At 30.8% G+C, this 19,777-nt stretch carries 18 protein-coding genes and 1 pseudogene; 14 read left to right on the forward strand and 5 right to left on the reverse strand.

Annotation, left to right across the window (positions count from 1 at the left end):
- Nucleotides 1–15 precede the first annotated feature (15 nt).
- Together GM3708_RS18940 and GM3708_RS18945 are read left to right on the forward strand one after the other, a co-directional pair.
- Nucleotides 16–189, forward strand: coding sequence for a hypothetical protein (locus GM3708_RS18940; RefSeq protein ID WP_197671685.1), 174 nt, complete (start codon nt 16–18; stop codon nt 187–189).
- Between the two features lie 48 nt (nt 190–237).
- Nucleotides 238–501, forward strand: a complete 264-nt coding sequence (locus tag GM3708_RS18945; protein WP_197671686.1) for a hypothetical protein — start codon at nt 238–240, stop codon at nt 499–501.
- Nucleotides 502–503: 2 nt separating this feature from the next.
- On the opposite strand, the gene GM3708_RS06415 is transcribed toward GM3708_RS18945, so the two are convergent.
- Entirely contained in the window at nt 504–959 is a 456-nt protein-coding gene (locus tag GM3708_RS06415) for a type II toxin-antitoxin system YhaV family toxin (protein WP_066344993.1), read from the reverse strand.
- A complete protein-coding gene (locus GM3708_RS06420; protein WP_066344994.1) occupies nt 959–1,282 on the reverse strand; it encodes a hypothetical protein in 324 nt (107 codons plus the stop codon). The genes GM3708_RS06415 and GM3708_RS06420 overlap by 1 nt, the downstream gene beginning before the upstream one ends.
- A gap of 98 nt (nt 1,283–1,380) precedes the next feature.
- Between GM3708_RS06420 and GM3708_RS06425 the strand changes: the two genes are divergently transcribed.
- The 12 genes and pseudogenes from GM3708_RS06425 to GM3708_RS06480 all read left to right on the forward strand — a co-directional run bounded on the left by GM3708_RS06425 (nt 1,381) and on the right by GM3708_RS06480 (nt 15,402).
- Nucleotides 1,381–1,599, forward strand: a complete 219-nt coding sequence (locus GM3708_RS06425) for a hypothetical protein (protein WP_066344996.1) — start codon at nt 1,381–1,383, stop codon at nt 1,597–1,599.
- Nucleotides 1,592–2,011 carry a putative toxin-antitoxin system toxin component, PIN family gene (locus GM3708_RS06430; RefSeq protein WP_066344997.1) on the forward strand — a complete coding sequence of 140 codons (420 nt, stop codon included), beginning with the start codon at nt 1,592–1,594 and terminating at the stop codon, nt 2,009–2,011. The genes GM3708_RS06425 and GM3708_RS06430 overlap by 8 nt, the downstream gene beginning before the upstream one ends.
- A gap of 3 nt (nt 2,012–2,014) precedes the next feature.
- A complete protein-coding gene (locus tag GM3708_RS18250) occupies nt 2,015–2,719 on the forward strand; it encodes a restriction endonuclease subunit S (RefSeq protein WP_082714013.1) in 705 nt (234 codons plus the stop codon).
- Between the two features lie 141 nt (nt 2,720–2,860).
- Entirely contained in the window at nt 2,861–3,277 is a 417-nt protein-coding gene (locus GM3708_RS18255; protein WP_255358442.1) for a restriction endonuclease subunit S, read from the forward strand.
- Nucleotides 3,278–3,319: 42 nt separating this feature from the next.
- Entirely contained in the window at nt 3,320–3,511 is a 192-nt protein-coding gene (locus GM3708_RS06445) for a hypothetical protein (RefSeq protein ID WP_066345000.1), read from the forward strand.
- Nucleotides 3,512–3,767: 256 nt separating this feature from the next.
- On the forward strand, nt 3,768–4,385 hold the full coding sequence (locus tag GM3708_RS06450; protein WP_066345002.1) for a tyrosine-type recombinase/integrase: 618 nt from the start codon (nt 3,768–3,770) through the stop codon (nt 4,383–4,385).
- 56 nt (nt 4,386–4,441) lie between these two features.
- Nucleotides 4,442–7,424 (forward strand): annotated as a pseudogene (locus tag GM3708_RS06455) (Tn3 family transposase).
- A gap of 524 nt (nt 7,425–7,948) precedes the next feature.
- A complete protein-coding gene (locus GM3708_RS06460; RefSeq protein ID WP_066345004.1) occupies nt 7,949–8,236 on the forward strand; it encodes a hypothetical protein in 288 nt (95 codons plus the stop codon).
- A 117-nt stretch (nt 8,237–8,353) separates the two neighbouring features.
- Nucleotides 8,354–9,352, forward strand: a complete 999-nt coding sequence (locus GM3708_RS06465) for a hypothetical protein (RefSeq protein ID WP_066345006.1) — start codon at nt 8,354–8,356, stop codon at nt 9,350–9,352.
- Nucleotides 9,353–9,568: 216 nt separating this feature from the next.
- Complete coding sequence (locus GM3708_RS18950; RefSeq protein ID WP_197671687.1) at nt 9,569–12,139, forward strand: type I restriction endonuclease subunit R; 2,571 nt, start codon at nt 9,569–9,571, stop codon at nt 12,137–12,139.
- 825 nt (nt 12,140–12,964) lie between these two features.
- Entirely contained in the window at nt 12,965–13,678 is a 714-nt protein-coding gene (locus GM3708_RS06475) for a hypothetical protein (RefSeq protein WP_071827600.1), read from the forward strand.
- Nucleotides 13,679–13,800: 122 nt separating this feature from the next.
- Nucleotides 13,801–15,402 (forward strand): 2-isopropylmalate synthase, encoded by a 1,602-nt coding sequence (locus GM3708_RS06480; protein WP_066345007.1) that lies wholly within the window; start codon nt 13,801–13,803, stop codon nt 15,400–15,402.
- Nucleotides 15,403–15,734: 332 nt separating this feature from the next.
- Here the strand turns inward: GM3708_RS06480 and GM3708_RS19760 are convergent, their stop codons facing one another.
- From GM3708_RS19760 to GM3708_RS06490, 3 genes are all read right to left on the reverse strand, one after another.
- A complete protein-coding gene (locus tag GM3708_RS19760) occupies nt 15,735–15,908 on the reverse strand; it encodes a hypothetical protein (RefSeq protein ID WP_144439355.1) in 174 nt (57 codons plus the stop codon).
- Between the two features lie 515 nt (nt 15,909–16,423).
- Nucleotides 16,424–17,923, reverse strand: coding sequence for an AAA family ATPase (locus GM3708_RS06485; RefSeq protein ID WP_066345008.1), 1,500 nt, complete (start codon nt 17,921–17,923; stop codon nt 16,424–16,426).
- 170 nt (nt 17,924–18,093) lie between these two features.
- On the reverse strand, nt 18,094–19,584 hold the full coding sequence (locus GM3708_RS06490) for a serine/threonine-protein kinase (protein ID WP_066345009.1): 1,491 nt from the start codon (nt 19,582–19,584) through the stop codon (nt 18,094–18,096).
- Between the last annotated feature and the right edge of the window lie 193 nt (nt 19,585–19,777).

Consider the following 19,777-nt stretch of genomic DNA (forward strand, 5'->3'; position numbering starts at 1 on the left):
GTTAAGGTATTAAACATGAATTTATCAATGCTCGAAAAACTAATTGTGTTTTTTGTGTGTAAAATCAAGGGTAATATCACTAAAACCCAGTTGCTTAAATTCTTGTACCTTGCAGATTTAGGTGCGGTTAAATGGCAAGATAAGCAACTTACTGATGTAGATTGGCGTTATTATCTTAATGGTCCTTAGAGCGAAAATATCGATTTAGCTTTAGAAAAACTCTATAAGGCTAGAATTTTGCAGGAAGTTACTAAAGGTTCAGCAAAATTGATTCAACCTGCTGAAAACTGTCTTAACCCCAAAACTTTTGGCTTTTCTAAGGGGCTTGAGTTGAGATTAAATAATATTGTCTATGAATGGGTAAGGGCGAATAAACTCGATGAATTACTAGAATATGTTTATCAAACTGAACCCATGATTGATGCTCAACAACACCATAACAAAGAGGAAAAAGCCCTTTTAAATCTTCGTTTGGAAAGTGAAAAGTTGGTTGAACTGTAGCATTAATTATCATATCCTGAATTATTAACCAAGTCTAAAAAACTGCTCATATCTTCGGGAAAATTACCATTAATAACCATCTTAGAAAATACATTATAGCAGTCTTTTTTATCTCCTTCTTTACGGGGAAAACCTAGCCACAAAATAATAATTGTATTTGCTTCTTTAAATACTCGAAAAAATAGCCGATACCTCGATGGTAAACCCATTTTTTTGAGACGGCTATATTTTTGCAAAGGTTTTTTGAGAACAAAATAAGAGGCAAAAGGATCGTTTGATATTTTATCTTTTATGCCTTGATCTAATGCTTTTAATAGTTTAACTTCTGGATGAGTTACAAAGTTTTCTGGCTCTAATTTTTCCTTAAGATATTTAACTCTATTTACTAACTCTAACCATTGTTGATAAAAAAGGGGGTGAAAGTAAATTAAATATCCATTTATTTGGATGGGCTTCATTATTCTTCTATGTCAACACCCGTTAATAAATTATCTATTTCATCACTCATTTCCTGAGTATAAGGCTTGAGTTGTTCAGGATTTTTTAGGGCATCTTTAGTTAAAAAGTCAAGAAAAATACTCATCATTAATGTTTCTTCTTCTTCCTCATCAATATCATTTTTAGGGTTAATCCGTAATAATAATGTATCGTCGTTTAATACTTCAATTTCTCCTGTAGCTTCGGCAAATTGGGGATTTTCTTTATAAAAGGCACTAGGAAGGCGAAAACCTTGTTGATTACCTATTTTAGCAGGGTTTATGCTGTATGTTTTTTGTTTCATTATTTTGATAGATAATGTTATTATTTTTTGTTATAACATAGTTAGGGGAAAAGATATAGCTATTGAGGTTAATATCTTTATTAGGAGGTAAATGAGTTATGCAACAAATAACGATCGAGGTTGACGATAATGTAAAAAAGGCTTTTCAGTTGGCTTCACCCCAACAGAAGCAAGAATTAAGTTATCTGATTGGTGCTTATTTGGGTTCGTCTTGGGAAGAAAAAAACCTTATTGAAGTAATGGAGATTATTTCTGATAATGCTGAAAAACGGGGCTTAACTCCTGAAATATTAGCGGAACTTTTAGCGGATGAGTAAGTTACGTTTAGTTTTAGATACCAATATTTTCATAAGTGCTTTATTATCAAAAAAATCTATTCCTTTTAAGGTAGTTAATTTTGCATTTAATCATCATATTTTACTTACTTCTGATGAAACTTTGACGGAGGTAAAAAGAGTTTTAAATAGGCAAAAATTTGATAAATATTTATCTAAGGAAGAGCGTTATATTTTCTTGACAAAGTTTATGAAAACGGCGGAAAAAGTCGTTATTACAAAACGCTTTAATGCCTGTCTTGATTCTAAAGATAATTGTTTTTTGGATTTGGCAGTATCGGGTAAAGCTAATTTTCTGATTTCAGGGGATGATGATTTATTGGTGTTAAATCCTTTTGAAAATATACCAATCATTACCGCTAATGTTTTTGCTAGTGATTTTATTGAGGTTTAATTTATGATGCTTAGTTTACCTAAATACGATTGTTATAAAGATTCTGGGGTTGATTGGTTGGGGGAAATTCCTCAAACATGGGAGCTTACTTCTGGGAGAACTTGTTTTGGTCAACAAGAAATCAAAAATAAAGGTAATCAAGAAACAACAGTTCTTTCATTAAGTTATGGCAATATTGTTATTAAACCAGAAGCAAAATTACATGGTTTAGTCCCTGAGTCATTTGAAACTTATCAAATTGTTGATGTAGGAAATATCATTATTAGGTCAACTGATTTACAAAATGATAAAACAAGTTTAAGGGTAGGTTTAGTTAAAAACAAAGGTATTATTACTTCTGCTTATTTATGTTTTGTTACAAACGAAAAAATTAAACCAGAATTTGCTTATTATTTACTTCATGCCTATGATTTGCTGAAAGTATATTATGGAATGGGATCTGGATTAAGACAAAATTTAAGTTTTACTGACTTTAAATATCTTAAGTTACCTCTACCACCATTAGAAGAACAAGAAAGGATCGTAAAATTTTTAGATAGGAAGTGTGAGGAGGTGGAGAAATCGATCGAACTCAAACAAAGATTAATCGCACTGTTAGACGAGCAAAAGTCGATCGTTATTAACCAAGCCGTCACCAAAGGCTTAAACCCTAACGCACCCATGAAAGATAGCGGTATTGATTGGCTTGGCGATATTCCAGCTCATTGAAAAGTTAAAAAGTTAAAGTATATAACTAATAATCTTTCTGATAAAGTTACAGTAAAAAATACAAATAAAAAATATTTAGGACTTGAAAACATAGAATCATGGAGTGGTAAAGTAATTGAAACAGAACTTATAACAGAAGGGATAGCAAATAGTTTTGAAAAAAATGATATTTTGTTTGGAAAATTAAGACCTTATTTAGCAAAAGTTCATTTAGCCGAAAATAGTGGTTGTTGCACTACTGAGGCTTTAGTTTTAAGATTTAAGATAGATTGTAAGCAAAAATATTATTTTTACTTTTTAATATCAAGAAGATTTATAAACTTAGTAAATTCTTCTGTATATGGTTCAAAAATGCCCAGAGCGAGTTGGGATTTTATTGGTTTGCAAATAATTCCAATTCCCCCTATTGAAGAACAAGAAAAAATAGTGGAATACTTAGAGCAAAAAACAGCAGAAATAGAAGCATTAAAAGAGAAAACATTACAACAGATAGAGAAACTAAAAGAGTTCAAACAAATCTTAATCGCCGAAGCAGTGACAGGCAAAATTAAAGTATAAAATTCAAACTATACATAGTAATAAAGCACAAATAATCAAGCCATGAATATTGACACTTTAAAAGATAAAATAAGATATTTAACCAATGAAGAAGAAAAAAAAACCGATGTTTTAATACCCCTAGCTATGGGGGAAAATATTTTACAAAACCTTCCCTTAGAAATAGAGGAAGAAAATGATCATAAAACTCAATTAATAGCCGATTTTAAACAAAGCCTCCTCGATGCGGCGTAGAGCCGAGATACGTGCGAAATCGGACACCAATATCAAGAAACCATGACATTTATAGTTGAAACGCTTATTCCCGTTAGGTTTCCAAAAATCTATTTTAACAAAACTAAATACTACATAACTGATTTAATCAACAGAATACTTCAATAAGAACGTTTAGATAACTAAATAAACTATAGACGGAAAAAACATTGCCGAGTTAATCATATTTTCGGCAAAGTACAATAGAAAGTAGTATAATTTTTAAAGGGTTAGAGAGATGTTAAATTTAACCACTCCACTTCTGTTTTCGGCAAAGTATCATTTTTCACCACCTCCAGTGAAGAAAAAATCAGACGGTGAAAGGGAATATTTACGTCTTGATGAAATTAACGCCATGATCAAAGTAGCACGAAAAGTAGGAAGGCATGGAGTCAGAGATTCAACGATTATTCTTGAGATGTTTCGTCATGGACTAAGGACAGCCGAATTGGTAGCATTAAGATGGGATTATATAGATTCAAAAGGAGGGCATATTGACATACATCGAGTAAAACATGGACATGATACGATACATCCATTACGTTCTCCAGAACTAAGAGCTTTACATGAACTTAAACGCAAGTATCCAGAAAGCAGTTATGTCTTTGTTTCTGAGCGTCACGCACCCTTAACTACCCGTACTATTCGTCATATTATTGCGAGGGCTGGGAAATTAGCATCTATCCCCTTTCCAGTACATCCACACCAATTACGTCATGCTTGTGGTTATTATTTGGCATCTCAAGGACATGATACCAGAGCAATTCAGGCTTATCTAGGGCATAAAAATATTCATTACACCGTTCGTTATACAGATATATCTCCCCAGAGATTTGAATCTTTTTGGCAAGATTAGTGACAAGTCATGTTTATAATATTGGAGTTTTGCAATTAATAATTAAACAAAAAAAAGTGACCTCAATTGAAAGAACTGCTTATCCTCGCTTCAAACGTTATTATACTCCAAATGAGCTAAAAAATATTTATACGCCAACCACAGAAGATAAACTTTTCGCTACTGAATATACAAGAAATGATAATAATTATTTGAATTTATTAGTTGCACTAAAAAGTTTTCAAAGATTAGGATATTTCCCCAAACTTGAACAGATTCCCTTATCAATAATAAATCATATAAAAAAAATATTGTGTTTATCTGAAGAACTAACAATTGGTTATATAAATCCGAGAACTTATCATCGCCATCAACATTTAATTAGAGAGAAAATAAAAGTCAAAAAATTTGACAACAAAGCCCAAGAATATTTAGAAATAAAGGTAAAAGAAAAGGCTTATTTAATGGGAAATCCTGCGGACTTAATTAATGTAGCCATTGAAGAATTAGTCAAAGAAAGATATGAATTACCCTCTTTTTCCTTCTTAGAGCGACAAATAGCCCGAATCCGAACATTAGTTCATGCTCTAATTTATGAACAAGTGAATAATCAATTATCTCCTGAATATAGAGAAACCTTAAACAGTTTACTACTAATTCACCCAGTCGAACAAAGAAGTCCTTATAATCAGCTAAAAAAAGTCACCAAAAAAGCCACAAGAAATCATCTAAATGATTTATTATTACATCAAAAATGGTTAAATACTTTTGGTAATGTAGAACAGTTTTTATCAGAAATAAACAAATCATTAATTAGTTATTTTGCCAGTGTAGCAAATTCTTTAGATGCTTCAGAATTAAAAGATATTAATGAACTAAAAAGATTGACACTTTTAATATGTTTAATTCATCGAAAACAAGAAAAAACTTGGGATGATTTGGGAGAAATGTTCTTAAAAAGAATGAAAAAAATTCAGAACTTAGCTGAGTTAGAACTACAAAAACAAAAAGAAAGACAACAAGAAATAATGGAAAAGTTGATTTCAGCTTTTGGGGAAATATTGATGTTATTTGGGTTGGAAAAAGATAAGCAAGAAAATCATAATGATACACTCTTTAATCAAATATATTCTTTACTCAAAACTTATGGTGGATATGAACAATTATTAGAAGAATACCAAGCTATAAGTGCTTATAAAGGGAATAATTATTTGCCTTTTATTTGGCGTTTTTATAAAAGTCATCGCAGTGCATTTTTTAGGTTACTTAATATTTTACAATTAGAATCTACCAGTACTGATAAGAGATTGATAGATGCCGTAAATTTTTTATCTTTAAAATCAACATAAAAAAGGAGAATATTTATCGAGTGAAGTAGATCTTTCTTTTGCTTCTCAACAGTGGCAAAAGTTAGTAATTTATCAGAATGAAATGGGCATAAAAATTTTTCGCCGTCACTTTGAGACTTGTATTTTTTCTTATCTAGCTTTTGAATTAAAATCAGGAGATATTTGTCTCAAAGGAAGTTCTGAATATGCCGATTGGCGAACACAATTATTAAGTTGGGATGAATGTGAAGTTATTGTAGATAATTATTGTGAAAATTTAGGTTTACCAAAAACGGCTCAAATTTTTGTTAATAATTTAAAAAGTTTCTTAATTCAAACAGCTGAAAAAGTTGATTTAAACTATCCTAATAATTCGAGTTTAATTATTAATGATGAAGGAGAACCCATTTTAAAGAAAGTTACGAAAAATGAAGTTAGTTCTACTCTCAAAAATCTTGAAGTTATCATAGAAGAAAGAATGCCTAATTATAACTTAATAGATATTCTTAAAAATGTAAATTATTGGACTAATTTTACCAGACATTTTGCACCTCTGAGTGGTAGTGATCCTAAAATTGATAATCCTACTGAACGTTATTTATTAACTACTTTTACTTATGGTTGTAATTTAGGTCCGTCTCAAGCAGAAAAACACATGAGAGAGATTATTTCCTCAAAATTAATCTCTTTTATTAATCGCCGTCATATAAATACTGATAGTTTAAATAAGGCAATAAATGACATTATTAATCGTTATAATGTATTAGATTTACCCAAAGTTTGGGGTAACGGAAATGTGGCGGCGGCTGATGGTACTAAATATGATGTAAGAGAACAAAATTTACTCTCAGAATATCATATCAGATATGGTGGTTATGGTGGCATTGCTTATCATCATGTAGCGGATAAATATATTGCCTTATTTAGTCATTTTATTCCTTGTGGAACATGGGAAGCAGTATATATTATTGAGGGTTTATTTGAAAATAAATCTAACATTAAACCTGATACAATTCATAGTGATACTCAAGGACAAAGTACTCCTGTTTTTGCTCTATCGTACTTATTGGGTATTAAGTTAATGCCTCGCATTAGAAATTGGAAAGATTTAGTCTTTTATCGTTATGATAAAAATACCGTTTATCAACATATAGATTCATTATTTACAGATACAATTAATTGGCAGTTAATTGAGACTCATTGGCAAGATTTAATGCAAGTAGTTTTATCTATTTATACGGGCAAAATATCCAGTGTTAGTTTATTAAGAAAGTTAAGTAATTATAGTAGAAAAAATCGATTATATAAAGCCTTTAGGGAGTTAGGAAGAGTGATTAGAACTATCTTTTTACTCGAATATATTTCTGATTTAGAATTAAGGCAACAAATTACGGCGGCGACAAATAAAGTTGAGGCTTATAATGGCTTTTCTAAATGGTTATTTTTTGGTGGAGATAAGATTATTGCCACCAATGATAGAGAAGAAATGGAAAAAAGAATTAAATACAATGATTTAGTTTCTAATGCTGTTATTTTTCATAATGTTGTCGAGTTAACTAATATTTTACAGCAATTACAAAAAGAAGGTTATTTAATCGATAAAAAAGATGTAGCTTGTCTAAGTCCTTATTTAACCAGTCATGTGAAAAGATTTGGTGATTATCTTCTTAATCTTGCTGAAGTACCTCCTTCCTTAGAGCAATTTCAAATTGGCTCTTTGTTACAAAAATAGATTTACTGAACCGTAAGCAGAATCAGCGTTTCAACTGTAAATGTCATGGTTTATTGACATTGGTGTCCGATTTCGCGCGTATCTCGGCTTCCCCCCGATGCTAGAGACGGTAAAACCTACCCCTTAGAACAACTTTGGGACGATAATGAGCTATAAATGAAAGAAATAAAGTTTACAGAACCTTTTAAACGTAGATTTAAGAAACTAAAGAAACGCTATCGACAAATAGAACAAGATATTCAAGCACTTATTAATGAATTACAAAAAAAAATAAAAAAGCAATACGCATAGGGACTAAAAGATAAGTTTTTATTATTGCAAAGCTGTTTTTTTATTTATATATTAAAACAATAGTTGCTTGTTCTTTTTTTTTTAGAATTCCCTTGACATTTTAGAACAAAAAAAGTATGATAAATTTATAGGCAAAAAAAGATGATTAAGATTGTGAACTGCCAATTCTATATAATCCAAACCTATCTTTTTTCTAGCCTATGTCAAAAATTATTAAAGGAACATTTTAACATATGAACCAAACAAAACCATTTCCAGATCCATCTGATGGTAATGACTTGTATATGACAATATTGGCATTTTTGCTATTTCTTATAGAGCAAGGAATACTACTAAAAACAATATTGTCGAAGTTACCAAAAAAAGTACTTCAGCAAATGGGAAAAAAAGCCACAAAAATATGTAAGGAAAAAGGAATAGTACCCAAAAAAGTTCCTGATGAACATTATTATCAGATTAATTCCTATCCTTTATCAGTTTTAGTAGAAATGTGGAAAGGTTTTGACGATTTATTAATCTAATAAATCAATAGTTTAATTGGCATAAAATACAATTTTTGTTGATGAAAAGGAAAGATTAGACTTTACCAAATCATCAACACTTTTAATCAGTTAAATAAACTTTATCAAGAGAAAAAAATGAAAGAAACAAAAATTATACTCGAACAAAAAATTCCCGTTCGCTTATTTATCACTGAAGAAGGAGAAAAATTACTAAGTTTAAATGACTTAAAAAAATTTATACTTGTTGATGAAGATGAAAAAGATAAAAATATACAAGAAAAAGAGTTAATTGATTATTTAGAAAGTTTAATTTCAGAATACCCAAATTTAATTCTATCTTCTTCTTCAGAATATCATGGAATCTATTATAAAGAAAAGAATAAAAATGCCAAAGAAAGTCTTTTTTATGTTCAACTCAGCAAAAAGTATTATGCTTTTATCTATATAAAAAATAATCTTACTGAAGAAGATTTGCACCCTATATTGCATCAAATAACAAAAGTAGAACAATTAACACAAATTGAAATCGAAGAAAGAAATAATAGATTTCATCCAGATTATCCTGTTGAGGAGTTACCTACATATCACATAAAAGATAGTAATGTATGCTATTATATCCCTAAAATATTTAGAGATAATTTTTGGTTAGATTTAAAATTGTATATTGTAAGCGAAATAGGAGAAGAAAATTATGATTTTTGGAATAAACAAGAATTTAATCCACTCACATCAAAAACCAAAGAAGATCTTTTTTTTGAGGGAGAAATAAACACTCTAAATTTACCTATACTCAATCAAGATTACTGGAAAAAATATAAGCCTCAATTACAAAAAACATTAGTAAGTTATTATAAAGATGAACACTACAAAAATTATATTAGATATGAACTAGATGATCTTGAATACTTAGCAGGTTTAGCAGCAAATAAAGAAATAAAACCTTATGATGAATTCTTTTTTTCACAACTGGAAAAGGGAAATATTTTTGAATATATAATACAGCGAAAGTATCGTGATACTATAACCCTCAAACCAAAATCTCACAAAGAATTTATTTCTATCATGGAAAATATTTTTGAGTATAGGGTCGGTAAATATTTAGACTCAAAAAATAAAATATTCAATAGTATTTGACACTTTACTAATATTATTTCTACCAAGTAAAACTATCGATAGAAATAATAAAAAGTCAAATATCTTAGGATGTGTCATCAATTAAATCTACAAACCTTCTATAAATAAGAATTTAAGTCTTTTATCTTTGATAGGGAAAATATTTATCTGGGAGGTTTTCACAGCTAAATGATGACAAGTCCTAGTACCTTTTTTAGTAAATTAAAATTTGTCACAATGGTCAGTAAAACTAACGAAAAAGCCCTCGAAGACTTGATACAAGAATGCCTCATCCATCAACAAGGCTATCACCTCGGAGAGAATAAAGACTTTAACCCCCAAATCGCCATAGACACCGCCAAATTATGGCAATTTCTGGAAACCACCCAACCCGAAGAATTAGACAAGCTCAAGTATAAGCCCGATTGGCAGAAAATAGTATTAGATAGAATCGATCAAAAAATCAAGAGAAATAGCCTTTTACCCCTTCTCAAGAAAGGCTTAGATATTGATTCAGCACACCTCACCCTATTTTATAGCCAACCCTACAACGACTTAAACCCAGAAATCCAAGCCAACTTCCAGAAAAACATCTTTTCTGTTACCCGTCAAATTCACTTTTCCACCACCGACAAAAACCTCTCCATAGACTTAGTAATATTTATCAACGGCTTACCCATCATAACTATTGAATTGAAAAATCAATGGACAAATCAAACCGTTTACGATGCTAAAAAACAATACTGCGGAAGGGATTATCAACAACCATTATTAAACTTCGGGCGGTGTTTAGTACATTTTGCCCTTGATACCGATGAAGTTTGGATGACAACCAGACTCAATGGTAAAAGCACCTATTTTCTACCCTTCAATAAAGGAAATAACAACGGCAAAGGCAACCCCATTAACCCTAATGGGCATAAAACTAGCTATCTATGGGAAGATATTTTAAGCAGAAGTAGTTTAGCCAATATCCTTGAACATTTTGTCTTATTAGAAGGTAATCCGAAAGATGCGCTTAAAGATAAAACCCTTATCTTTCCCCGTTACCACCAACGAGACGTAGTTAATAAAATCCTGCTATCTGCTCAAATTAATGGCACTGGTAAAACCTATCTAATTCAACACTCCGCAGGTTCAGGAAAATCTAATTCTATCACATGGTTAGCCTTTCAACTAATTCAACTCTATCCCCTTCCCCTCGCCAAAGTTAATAACTTTACTACTAACCTTAATAATAACGAACCATCACAACAAGTTAGTAATTCCACTGCTAACCAAGACGATAACCAATCTTCACGGCAAATTAATAACTCTACGACTAATCAAACATCACAAACCGTTAGCAATTTTACTGCTAATCAAGATAATAACCAATCATCAGAGCAAGTTAATAACTCGACTGCTAACCCAAATAATAACCATAAATCTACCAATAAAACAGATATTCCATTAGACGAGCCTTTATTTAACTCAGTAATAGTAGTAACAGATAGAACTAATTTAGATAGACAACTACGGGATAACATCAAAGACTTTTCCGAAGTTAAAAACATTATCGCCCATGCCAAAACCTCCGAAGAACTCAAAAACGCCCTTGAAACAGGCAAAAAAATCATTATCACTACCATTCAAAAATTTAGATTCATTGTCGAAGGCATTGAAGGATTAAGTAACAAACGCTTTGCCGTAATTATCGATGAAGCCCACTCCAGCCAAAGCGGTACTTCTGCTGATACCCTTAACATGACAATCAATAAGACTAATGACAATGACGACACAGAAGAAGAAATCCCCGAAGATAATCAAGATAAAATCTTAGAGGTAATGAAAAACCGCAAATTAAGTAAGAATGCCTCTTATTTTGCCTTTACTGCCACCCCGAAAAATAGCACCCTTGAAAAATTTGGCATCAGACAAAGCGACGGTAGTTTTTTACCCTTTCATCTCTATTCAATGAAACAAGCCATCGAAGAGGGTTTTATTCTCGATGTTTTAGCCAATTATACCACCTATAAAAGTTACTACGAGATCCAGAAATCCATTATCGATAACCCCGAATTTGATACCAGTAAAGCCCAGAAAAAGATAAAAGCCTTTGTGGAAGCCCATCCGAAAATGATCGCCACCAAAGCCGAAATCATGGTTAATCACTTCTTAGAAAACGTAGTTAAACCGAAGAAAATGAAAGGGGAAGCGAGGGGGATGGTAGTAGCCAAAAATATTACCACAGCGATTATTTATTACCAAGAGATACAAAAACTGCTCAAAGAGAATAACGCCGATTTTCAAGCTATTATCGCCTTTTCGGGCAAAAAGAAGGTAAATGGTATTGAACACACCGAGGAGAGCTTAAACGGCTTTCTTAGTAAGGATATAGAGAGCAAATTGCGCACCAATGATTACCTCTTATTAGTGGTAGCAAATAAGTTTTTAACCGGCTTTGACGAACCATTATTACACACCATGTATATCGATAAGAAAATAACAGGAGTTTTAGCAGTACAAGCCCTATCACGGCTAAACCGTTGTAATAATAAAATGGGTAAGAATGATACTTTTATCCTCGACTTTGTTAACAGCACCACAGAGATAAAACAAGCCTTTGATCCTTTTTATACTGCCACTAGCCTTACCGAAGCAACCGATATAAATGTACTCCATGACTTAAAAGAAAGTTTAGATGGGTTGGGGGTATATGAAATTTATGAAATAAACCAGTTTAACCAGTTATTTTTCAAGAATGTAGAAGCGGAGCAACTTCATTTAGCAAATCATGCACCGATAAAACCCTTACCATTGCTATAGTGTTTAAGTGGGCGATTAATCGAGGATATAAACTACCAAAAAAGATTAGAAGAAGACTGAGGCACGGGATTATTTTGAAGACTATAAAACCTTCTCTATCCCATATCTCTGGAATGTCATAAAAATTATGACAAAGGTGAAATAATTAACCAAATTGCTACCGATGATAACTTGGATTATTTGAATGGTAAAATTAAGAGTGAAGTTATACTTAGTAAGGAAATTAAAGATATTGATGGAGGTAAAAAACAGACAACAAGCAATGATTTGAGACTTCGACAAGCCCCTGAGCAGATTGATTGTATCAGTTAGTACATCGCTCCGCTCATCAACGACAAGCAAAAAGAGTTATTAGAAAACTCAAATAATGACTTTGTTAAGCATATAGTTAATTAAAATAACACTGAGACAGTTAGAAAAAATATGCAGGATTAATAATGCTCACAAATCAAGGTTTTTCAGAATTTTTAATATTATTAAACTGTTTCATTCTTATTTAAAATCACTATAACTCCCATAAAAAAGATTATTTCCCCGACAACATAATTGCCGAAATTTGCCTTCAAGGATTAGTTTTTATTCAAAAACACAACTTTTTAAATTTGATTTTGTCAGTAAAGTTTTCCTATATTTGTTTACAATAAAAATACTAATATCTTCATTCATAAGTATTTTTCCTCTCGTTTAGTATCTTCTACTCTCACCAACAAACTTTTTTATCACACCTGAATTAGATGTTTTAATATCGTCGATTTTGCCTTAGAATAAAGATAATATTAACTTTTGTTAAAAATATTAAAATATATATCATACTTTAATTTTATAATGCGTTTTTTTAAGCCTCAACAGCCGATTTTACAAAAAAAGCAATTATCCTCTAATCCTCAACAGTTGGTATTAATGAAATGTTTAATCATTAAACCTTTAGAAATCATCAATCTCTCAGGAATCTATACCTGTATTGATCAAGCAATGGCGATTTGGGGAATTTTTGCGGGTATAATTTTCACCACCGCACAATTTTCTAGCCTTAGCTGGACAAATCAAGCTATTTTTTGGTCTATTATTACTTTCGTTGGTATTATTACAATGGTAACTCTAACTTACCGATGGACAATATTAGAAAAACTTTCTTGGTTACTTTACTCTTGGGTTATTTTAATGATTGTTGGAGTTATCATCACCGACATTGCCATCGCTCATCATTGGGGTTTTATGTTATCCCACCTGTGTGAATTATGGCTGATATTGAGTATTATTGGGTATTTACTCACTGGGTGGGGTATGCGTTCGAGAGCATTTTTTATTGCAACAATCATTCATGCCATTACTATTTTTCTCTTACCCTATGTTAATGGTTGGCAATTTGGAGTTACAGCCATAGTCATGATGAGTAACTTATTGATTTTTTCTGAGGCGCAATGGGATATGTTATTACCACGAGAATTAAGAGAATATTCTTTAGACAATACAATATATCACAACAAATCAACTTCTTATTTTCCTAATAAAATAACATCTTTAATCATCAATCTTTAAATCGACAAAATTTGATGGTTATGGAAGATTAATAATCTTTACTAACCTCAAGACTCTGATTTTTGGTTTATGATATAAGAAGGCTTAATATATGTTGGTAAATTCGTTCAAAAATTTAAGATATGACAAACCAGCCAGATAGAATTATTATATTTGATACCACATTGCGTGATGGAGAACAATCTCCCGGTGCAAGTTTAAATGTAGATGAAAAACTAAATATCGCTCGTGCTTTAGCTAAATTAGGTGTTGATGTTATTGAAGCCGGTTTTCCCCATGCAAGTCAAGGAGATTTTCACGCCGTACAACGTATCGCTGAAACCGTAGGTACAGAAAATGGACCTATCATCTGCGGTTTAGCTCGTGCAACCTTCAAAGACATCAAAAGTGCAGGAGAAGCCCTTAAACCAGCTTTTAAAAGCCGAATCCATACATTTTTAGCCACATCTGATATACATTTAGAATATAAACTTAAGAAAACTCGTGCCGATGTGTTAGCCATTGTACCTGAAATGGTAGCTTACGCTAAAACATTTACCGATGACGTAGAGTTTTCCCCTGAAGATGCTGGGCGTAGTGATCCTGAATTTCTTTATCAAGTATTAGAATTAGCTATTAATGCGGGAGCGACAACAGTTAATATACCTGATACAGTTGGTTATACTACTCCTAGTGAATATGGTGCAATTATAAAAGGTATTAAAGATAATGTATCGAATATTGACCAAGCCATCATATCCGTTCATGGTCACAATGATTTAGGTTTGGCAGTAGCAAATTTTCTTGAAGCAGTGAAAAATGGAGCAAGACAGTTAGAATGTACTATTAATGGTATTGGTGAAAGGGCTGGAAATGCAGCATTAGAAGAGTTAGTTATGGCACTTCATGTACGTCGTCAATATTTTAATCCTTTTTTAGGCAGAGACGTTAATTCTACTGAACCTTTAACTAATATAGATACTAAGCAGATTTATAAAACTTCTCGTTTAGTATCAAGTTTGACGGGGATGATAGTACAACCTAATAAAGCCATTGTTGGTGCGAATGCTTTTGCCCATGAATCGGGAATTCATCAAGATGGGGTGTTGAAAAATCGCCTCACTTACGAAATTATGGATGCGGAATCTATTGGTTTAACAACTAATCAGATTGTACTCGGCAAACTTTCAGGACGTAACGCATTTCGGACTCGTCTGATGGAATTGGGATTTGAATTGTCAGAAGAAGACTTAAATAAAGCCTTTTTGCGTTTTAAAGAGGTAGCAGATAAAAAACGAGAAATTAGTGATTGGGATTTAGAAGCCATCGTTAATGATGAAATTCAGCAACCCCCTGAACTTTTCCGCCTTGAGTTAGTACAAGTTTCTTGTGGAGATCATTCTGCACCGACTGCTACTATTACTATTCGTAACCCTCAAGGAGAAGAATTAAGTGATGCTTCCATTGGTACAGGTCCTGTTGATGCGATATACAAGGCGATTAATCGTGTAGTGAATATTCCTAACGAGTTAATTGAGTATTCCGTCAAATCCGTTACTGCGGGAATTGATGCCATGGGAGAGGTAACAATTCGCTTGAAACACGAAAATAAAACCTATTCAGGTTATGCGGCGAATACTGATGTCATTGTTGCTTCTGCCCGTGCTTATATTAGTGCTTTAAATCGTTTATATGCGGCAATTGAAGCGAAAAAAGAAACTGATTTGCAATTAATTAATAATTAATTTGTTTGATATTGGTAGGGTGGGTAAAACCCACCTTTTTATTTTATTCTTCATCGTCTATAATTTTATTATTTAATGTATATTACATAATTGTGTTAATATCAACGTTTAACTTTTCTAAATTATCTCCTAATTCTTCTTGAATTGCCTTGGTTAAGGTTATAGGAAAATCAACATAAATATGATTATTAATGACCAATTATACTAATTCTTGTACATCAGTTTTAAAATTTTTTTTGTAATAGAAGTAAGTTGAAAATCATAATTTTTTGAGATATTTTTATCAACCCTTTTCTCTTTTATTAATTCTTTTAGGTGAATCATTTCTTAGTCTAATAATAACTATTGTATTTCAATTTATATCTTCTGCTTAAAGCTTCTAAATTTCTTATCTCTTGATTTTTCTTAATTTTAGTATCTAATTCTCTTAATTGATGATAAATTTGGACTAAATAAACACAGTCCATTTGTGCATAATCTAATTGAGTTTTTCTTAAAGGGTGAATACCCTAATCACTGTTCTGTTCTTTTTTTGATAAATCTTTGAAGTTTGTCAAATATTCTGTTAAATTCTTTAAATTTTTCTTTTTAATCAGGAGAAAATGATAGGGAAATTTTCTTGCTAATTCTAAAGTACAAAATAGATTTTTAGCAGTATTTTTACCTAAAAATTTTAAGTCAAATGTAGTACTACGTAATGCTTTTTAAATTGACTGATTTATCATAGTATTGTTAACAAAGAAATCAATTAAACTCGATTTATCTAATATATTGAATATATAACTACGATTAGAATTAAGATTCTTTCTATAAGTTAAAAGTTGAATCGAAGATAAGCGAGGATTTTTCGTAGAGTAATCCGCAATTTCTGTATCAATCTAAAGAATATCTATTTCTATTAAATCAGGAATAATATTTTTAATCTCATCTATGTTTGTTATATCAATCATATTTTTATTTAATTAATATGTCTTGAAATTCTTTTTTTTACACTAAAGTATTTTAATTTTTTGACAAAAAATTATTTAGAATTATTAATAATTTTTAAAAAAGGTTTTTCTATTTCCGTAAAAAATTCAAAGTTATTTTGTTGTTCTTTTAATAATTCTATCGTGGCATCAGAAATATCTCCAGTTCTTTTATTTATGCGATCGCCAAGAATCTTTAAAGGAGCAGTACAATAAATAATTTGCAAATCAATATTTTGAGTTTTAGCAAATTCAATAATAGGTTGACGGAAAAAAATACGATCATATTTAGCATCTAAAATAACAGTAAATCCTTCTTTAATTAATAATTTTCCTAAATAAAATAAATGATTATAAGTATTAACATTCATTTCTAAAGAATAAAGTTCATTTTGTCCTTTTTCTTCTAAAGATATTCCTGCTAAATGTTTTCTTACGGCATCAGAACGAATATGTATTCCATTAATTTTTTTGGCTATTTGACTTGCTATTGTGCTTTTTCCAGAGCCTGATAAACCAGACATTAAAATTATTTTTCCTTGAGATTTTTGAGTATATTTATATGCTAAATTATAATATTTTGAAGCTACTTTTTGAGCTTGTTGTTTTTCAGTTTCACTAATAGCAGAATCATCTAATAAAAAAGAGTTAACTTTTGCTCTAACATAGGCTTGACGAGTCAAATATAAAGGTAAAACTTGCAATCCTTCCCAATCTCCAGTGGTTTCTAAATAAGTATTAAGAAAAACATTAGCTAGTTTTTTTTCTTCTCTAAAATCAAGATCCATTATTGTAAAAGCAACATCATAAATTACGTCAACAAAACGAAATGATTCATTAAATTCAATACGATCAAATAATTGTATTTTATTATTCCAAATACAAATATTTTTTAGATGTAAATCTCCATGACATTCTTTAATTTTATTTTTGATTTGTCTTTTTTTAAAACATTCTTGATGAGAAATAAAAAAATTTTCAGTAAATGCTTTAGTTTTTTGATATTGTTCTAATGTTTGAACAAATCCAATATATTTTTTTGTCTGTCGATAATTTTCATTGATCGATTGTCTAATTTTTTCTGCTGTGCCAAAACTATTAATATACTTATTAGTAAAAGTCTTTTGATGAAAATTAGCCACTAATTTACCTAATTCTTTTATCCTCTCTTCTGTTAATTTACCAGCTTTAAATATATTAATTAAAAGATTTTCTTGAGGAAATTGTTTCATTTTTAAAACATAATCAAATATCTGATAATTATTATTTAAAATAAATTTTTCCTGAATATAACTAATAGGTATAACTTCCAAATAAAGATCAGGAGCAATTATTTTATTCATTCTCAATTCCTCTTCAAGAAAATATTTTCGTTTCTCAATAGTCGAATAATCTAAAAAGCCAAAATTAACTACCTTTTTCAATTTATAAGCATATTCTCCTGTTAAAAAAATTGTTGAACAATGAGTTTGTATAACTTCAATAGGAAGTTTAACTTTATGGGGATAAAAATCCTCTTGCTGCATTATTTTAATTAATTGACTTTGAGACATATTTAGAATTTGTTCTCATTAATATTTTGGAGAAATTCAAGAATAGGTACGATTTTCAATTTTTTTTACTAATTTTAAAAGATATAATTTAAATGAGTTTGAGCGTATAATTAAGACTATATATTTTATTTTGAATGATTAATTTTGAGTTAATAAACTGAAAAATAAAATTACCATAAACGACGCTTTCCATCAGGGAAAATAGTATTCCAATTAGTTTGAGTTTGTTGTAATTGATCTTCTTCTACGCTAACATTCGTTAAATTAGCACCACAGAAATTAGCATCATTAAGATTTGCACCTTCTAAATTTGCACCTTCTAAATCTGCACCTCGAAAATCTGCTGATTGTAAATCTGCTTTCATAAAGTGAACTTTTTTAAGATTAGCTTTAGCAAACTTTGTTTTAATTAAAATTGCACTATAAAAATTCGCTCCTTTTAAATAACTCTCTTCAAAATTACACTGAGTCATCGTGCAATGACGAAAATTAATTAGAGGTATATTTGCCCCCATAAAATTAAATTGATTAAAAGTTTGTTTACTAAAATCCATTCTGCCCTGAGAATAAGCAACTAAAATACTTTCAGCATTAATTTGAGTAAGATACTTTGTTTTTCCCTGACGAGATTTTCTAGCTCTAATTGCCATCGCTAACCGAGAAGTAGCTGAAACGTGAGTATATTCATCGTTAGTTTCAGATGGCGTAGGAATCACGGTTTTTGTATTCGTCACTAAACCTTTTTGTAATTCTTCTTCATAAGGAGCAATATCCAGTTCATCCATTACCTCTTTTGCCGATTGATAGCGAAGACGAACATCAACTTCTAACATCTTGCGTAACACTTTCACAAAACCGTTACTAATTTTAACCTCTTTTTCCCACAAAAGTTCTCCTGTTAACTCATTACAGGGTATGTCTTTGGGCGATTTTGCCGTCATTAAATATAAACAAGTCGATCCTAGAGCATAAATATCACTAGAATATATTGGACGCATAGCTAATTGTTCTGGAGGGGCAAACCCCATCGTGCCTACAGCAAATTGAGTAAAGGCTGTTTGACCATAATTTTTAGCTAATTGAGTGTTAACTTGATCTTTAACTGCTCCAAAATCAATTAAAACCAATTTACCATCTTGTTCTCGACGAATAATGTTAGCTGGTTTAATATCCCGATGAATCATCTTAATGGAGTGAACATATTGCAGAATTGGTAATATTTCCCCTAAAAATTTTTTGGCTTGAGCTTCATTAAATACGCCGTTTTGTTTTACTTCTTGTTGTAAATTTTTACCTTTAACTAGACTTTGAACTAAATAAAAATGTAGATTATCTTCAAAATAGTCCAGTAATCGAGGAATTTGAGGATGATCAATTTTTCCTAAAGTTTTTGCTTCCCTTTGAAATAAATCTAATGCCATTTGAAAGGTTTCTGGATCATTAGAATTAGCTCGTAACTGTTTTATAACACAGAAAGGATTACCCGGTAAAGATAAATCAATCCCTAAAAAAGTTGTTCCAAATCCACCCTTTCCAATTTTTTTAATTACACGGTAACGATTATGCAATATCAAATTAGAACCACAACTGACACAAACCTTTTCGTTGGGTTCATTCTTTGGCTCTGGACAATCTGGGTTTAGGCAATAACTTAAAATCATTCACCACTTTTTATATTGCGTTAGTTAACTTTTAGAACGACTTAATTCTCATTCTACCACAGTAAGACTTTTTACGACGAGGTTTTTAACTAATGATTTTTGACAAAAAAGAAAAAAATAGGGAAGATTGGTTTTAAATTAATCTTTAATATGCAACTATCTACCATCATAATTGATAAATTTAGATAGTTAT

Source organism: Geminocystis sp. NIES-3708 (assembly GCF_001548095.1).
Lineage (GTDB): Bacteria > Cyanobacteriota > Cyanobacteriia > Cyanobacteriales > Cyanobacteriaceae > Geminocystis.

What these genes read in the sequence shown, in the direction of transcription:
- GM3708_RS06475 (WP_071827600.1), top strand. Translation starts at nt 12,965, where the DNA reads ATGCGTTTTTTTAAGCCTCAACAGCCGATTTTACAAAAAAAGCAATTA.
- GM3708_RS06490 (WP_066345009.1), bottom strand. Translation starts at nt 19,584, where the DNA reads ATGATTTTAAGTTATTGCCTAAACCCAGATTGTCCAGAGCCAAAGAAT.
- GM3708_RS06485 (WP_066345008.1), bottom strand. Translation starts at nt 17,923, where the DNA reads ATGTCTCAAAGTCAATTAATTAAAATAATGCAGCAAGAGGATTTTTAT.
- GM3708_RS06465 (WP_066345006.1), top strand. Translation starts at nt 8,354, where the DNA reads ATGAAAGAAACAAAAATTATACTCGAACAAAAAATTCCCGTTCGCTTA.
- GM3708_RS06480 (WP_066345007.1), top strand. Translation starts at nt 13,801, where the DNA reads ATGACAAACCAGCCAGATAGAATTATTATATTTGATACCACATTGCGT.
- GM3708_RS18250 (WP_082714013.1), top strand. Translation starts at nt 2,015, where the DNA reads ATGATGCTTAGTTTACCTAAATACGATTGTTATAAAGATTCTGGGGTT.
- GM3708_RS06450 (WP_066345002.1), top strand. Translation starts at nt 3,768, where the DNA reads ATGTTAAATTTAACCACTCCACTTCTGTTTTCGGCAAAGTATCATTTT.
- GM3708_RS06430 (WP_066344997.1), top strand. Translation starts at nt 1,592, where the DNA reads ATGAGTAAGTTACGTTTAGTTTTAGATACCAATATTTTCATAAGTGCT.
- GM3708_RS18950 (WP_197671687.1), top strand. Translation starts at nt 9,569, where the DNA reads ATGGTCAGTAAAACTAACGAAAAAGCCCTCGAAGACTTGATACAAGAA.
- GM3708_RS18940 (WP_197671685.1), top strand. Translation starts at nt 16, where the DNA reads ATGAATTTATCAATGCTCGAAAAACTAATTGTGTTTTTTGTGTGTAAA.
- GM3708_RS06425 (WP_066344996.1), top strand. Translation starts at nt 1,381, where the DNA reads ATGCAACAAATAACGATCGAGGTTGACGATAATGTAAAAAAGGCTTTT.
- GM3708_RS06460 (WP_066345004.1), top strand. Translation starts at nt 7,949, where the DNA reads ATGAACCAAACAAAACCATTTCCAGATCCATCTGATGGTAATGACTTG.
- GM3708_RS06420 (WP_066344994.1), bottom strand. Translation starts at nt 1,282, where the DNA reads ATGAAACAAAAAACATACAGCATAAACCCTGCTAAAATAGGTAATCAA.
- GM3708_RS06415 (WP_066344993.1), bottom strand. Translation starts at nt 959, where the DNA reads ATGAAGCCCATCCAAATAAATGGATATTTAATTTACTTTCACCCCCTT.
- GM3708_RS06445 (WP_066345000.1), top strand. Translation starts at nt 3,320, where the DNA reads ATGAATATTGACACTTTAAAAGATAAAATAAGATATTTAACCAATGAA.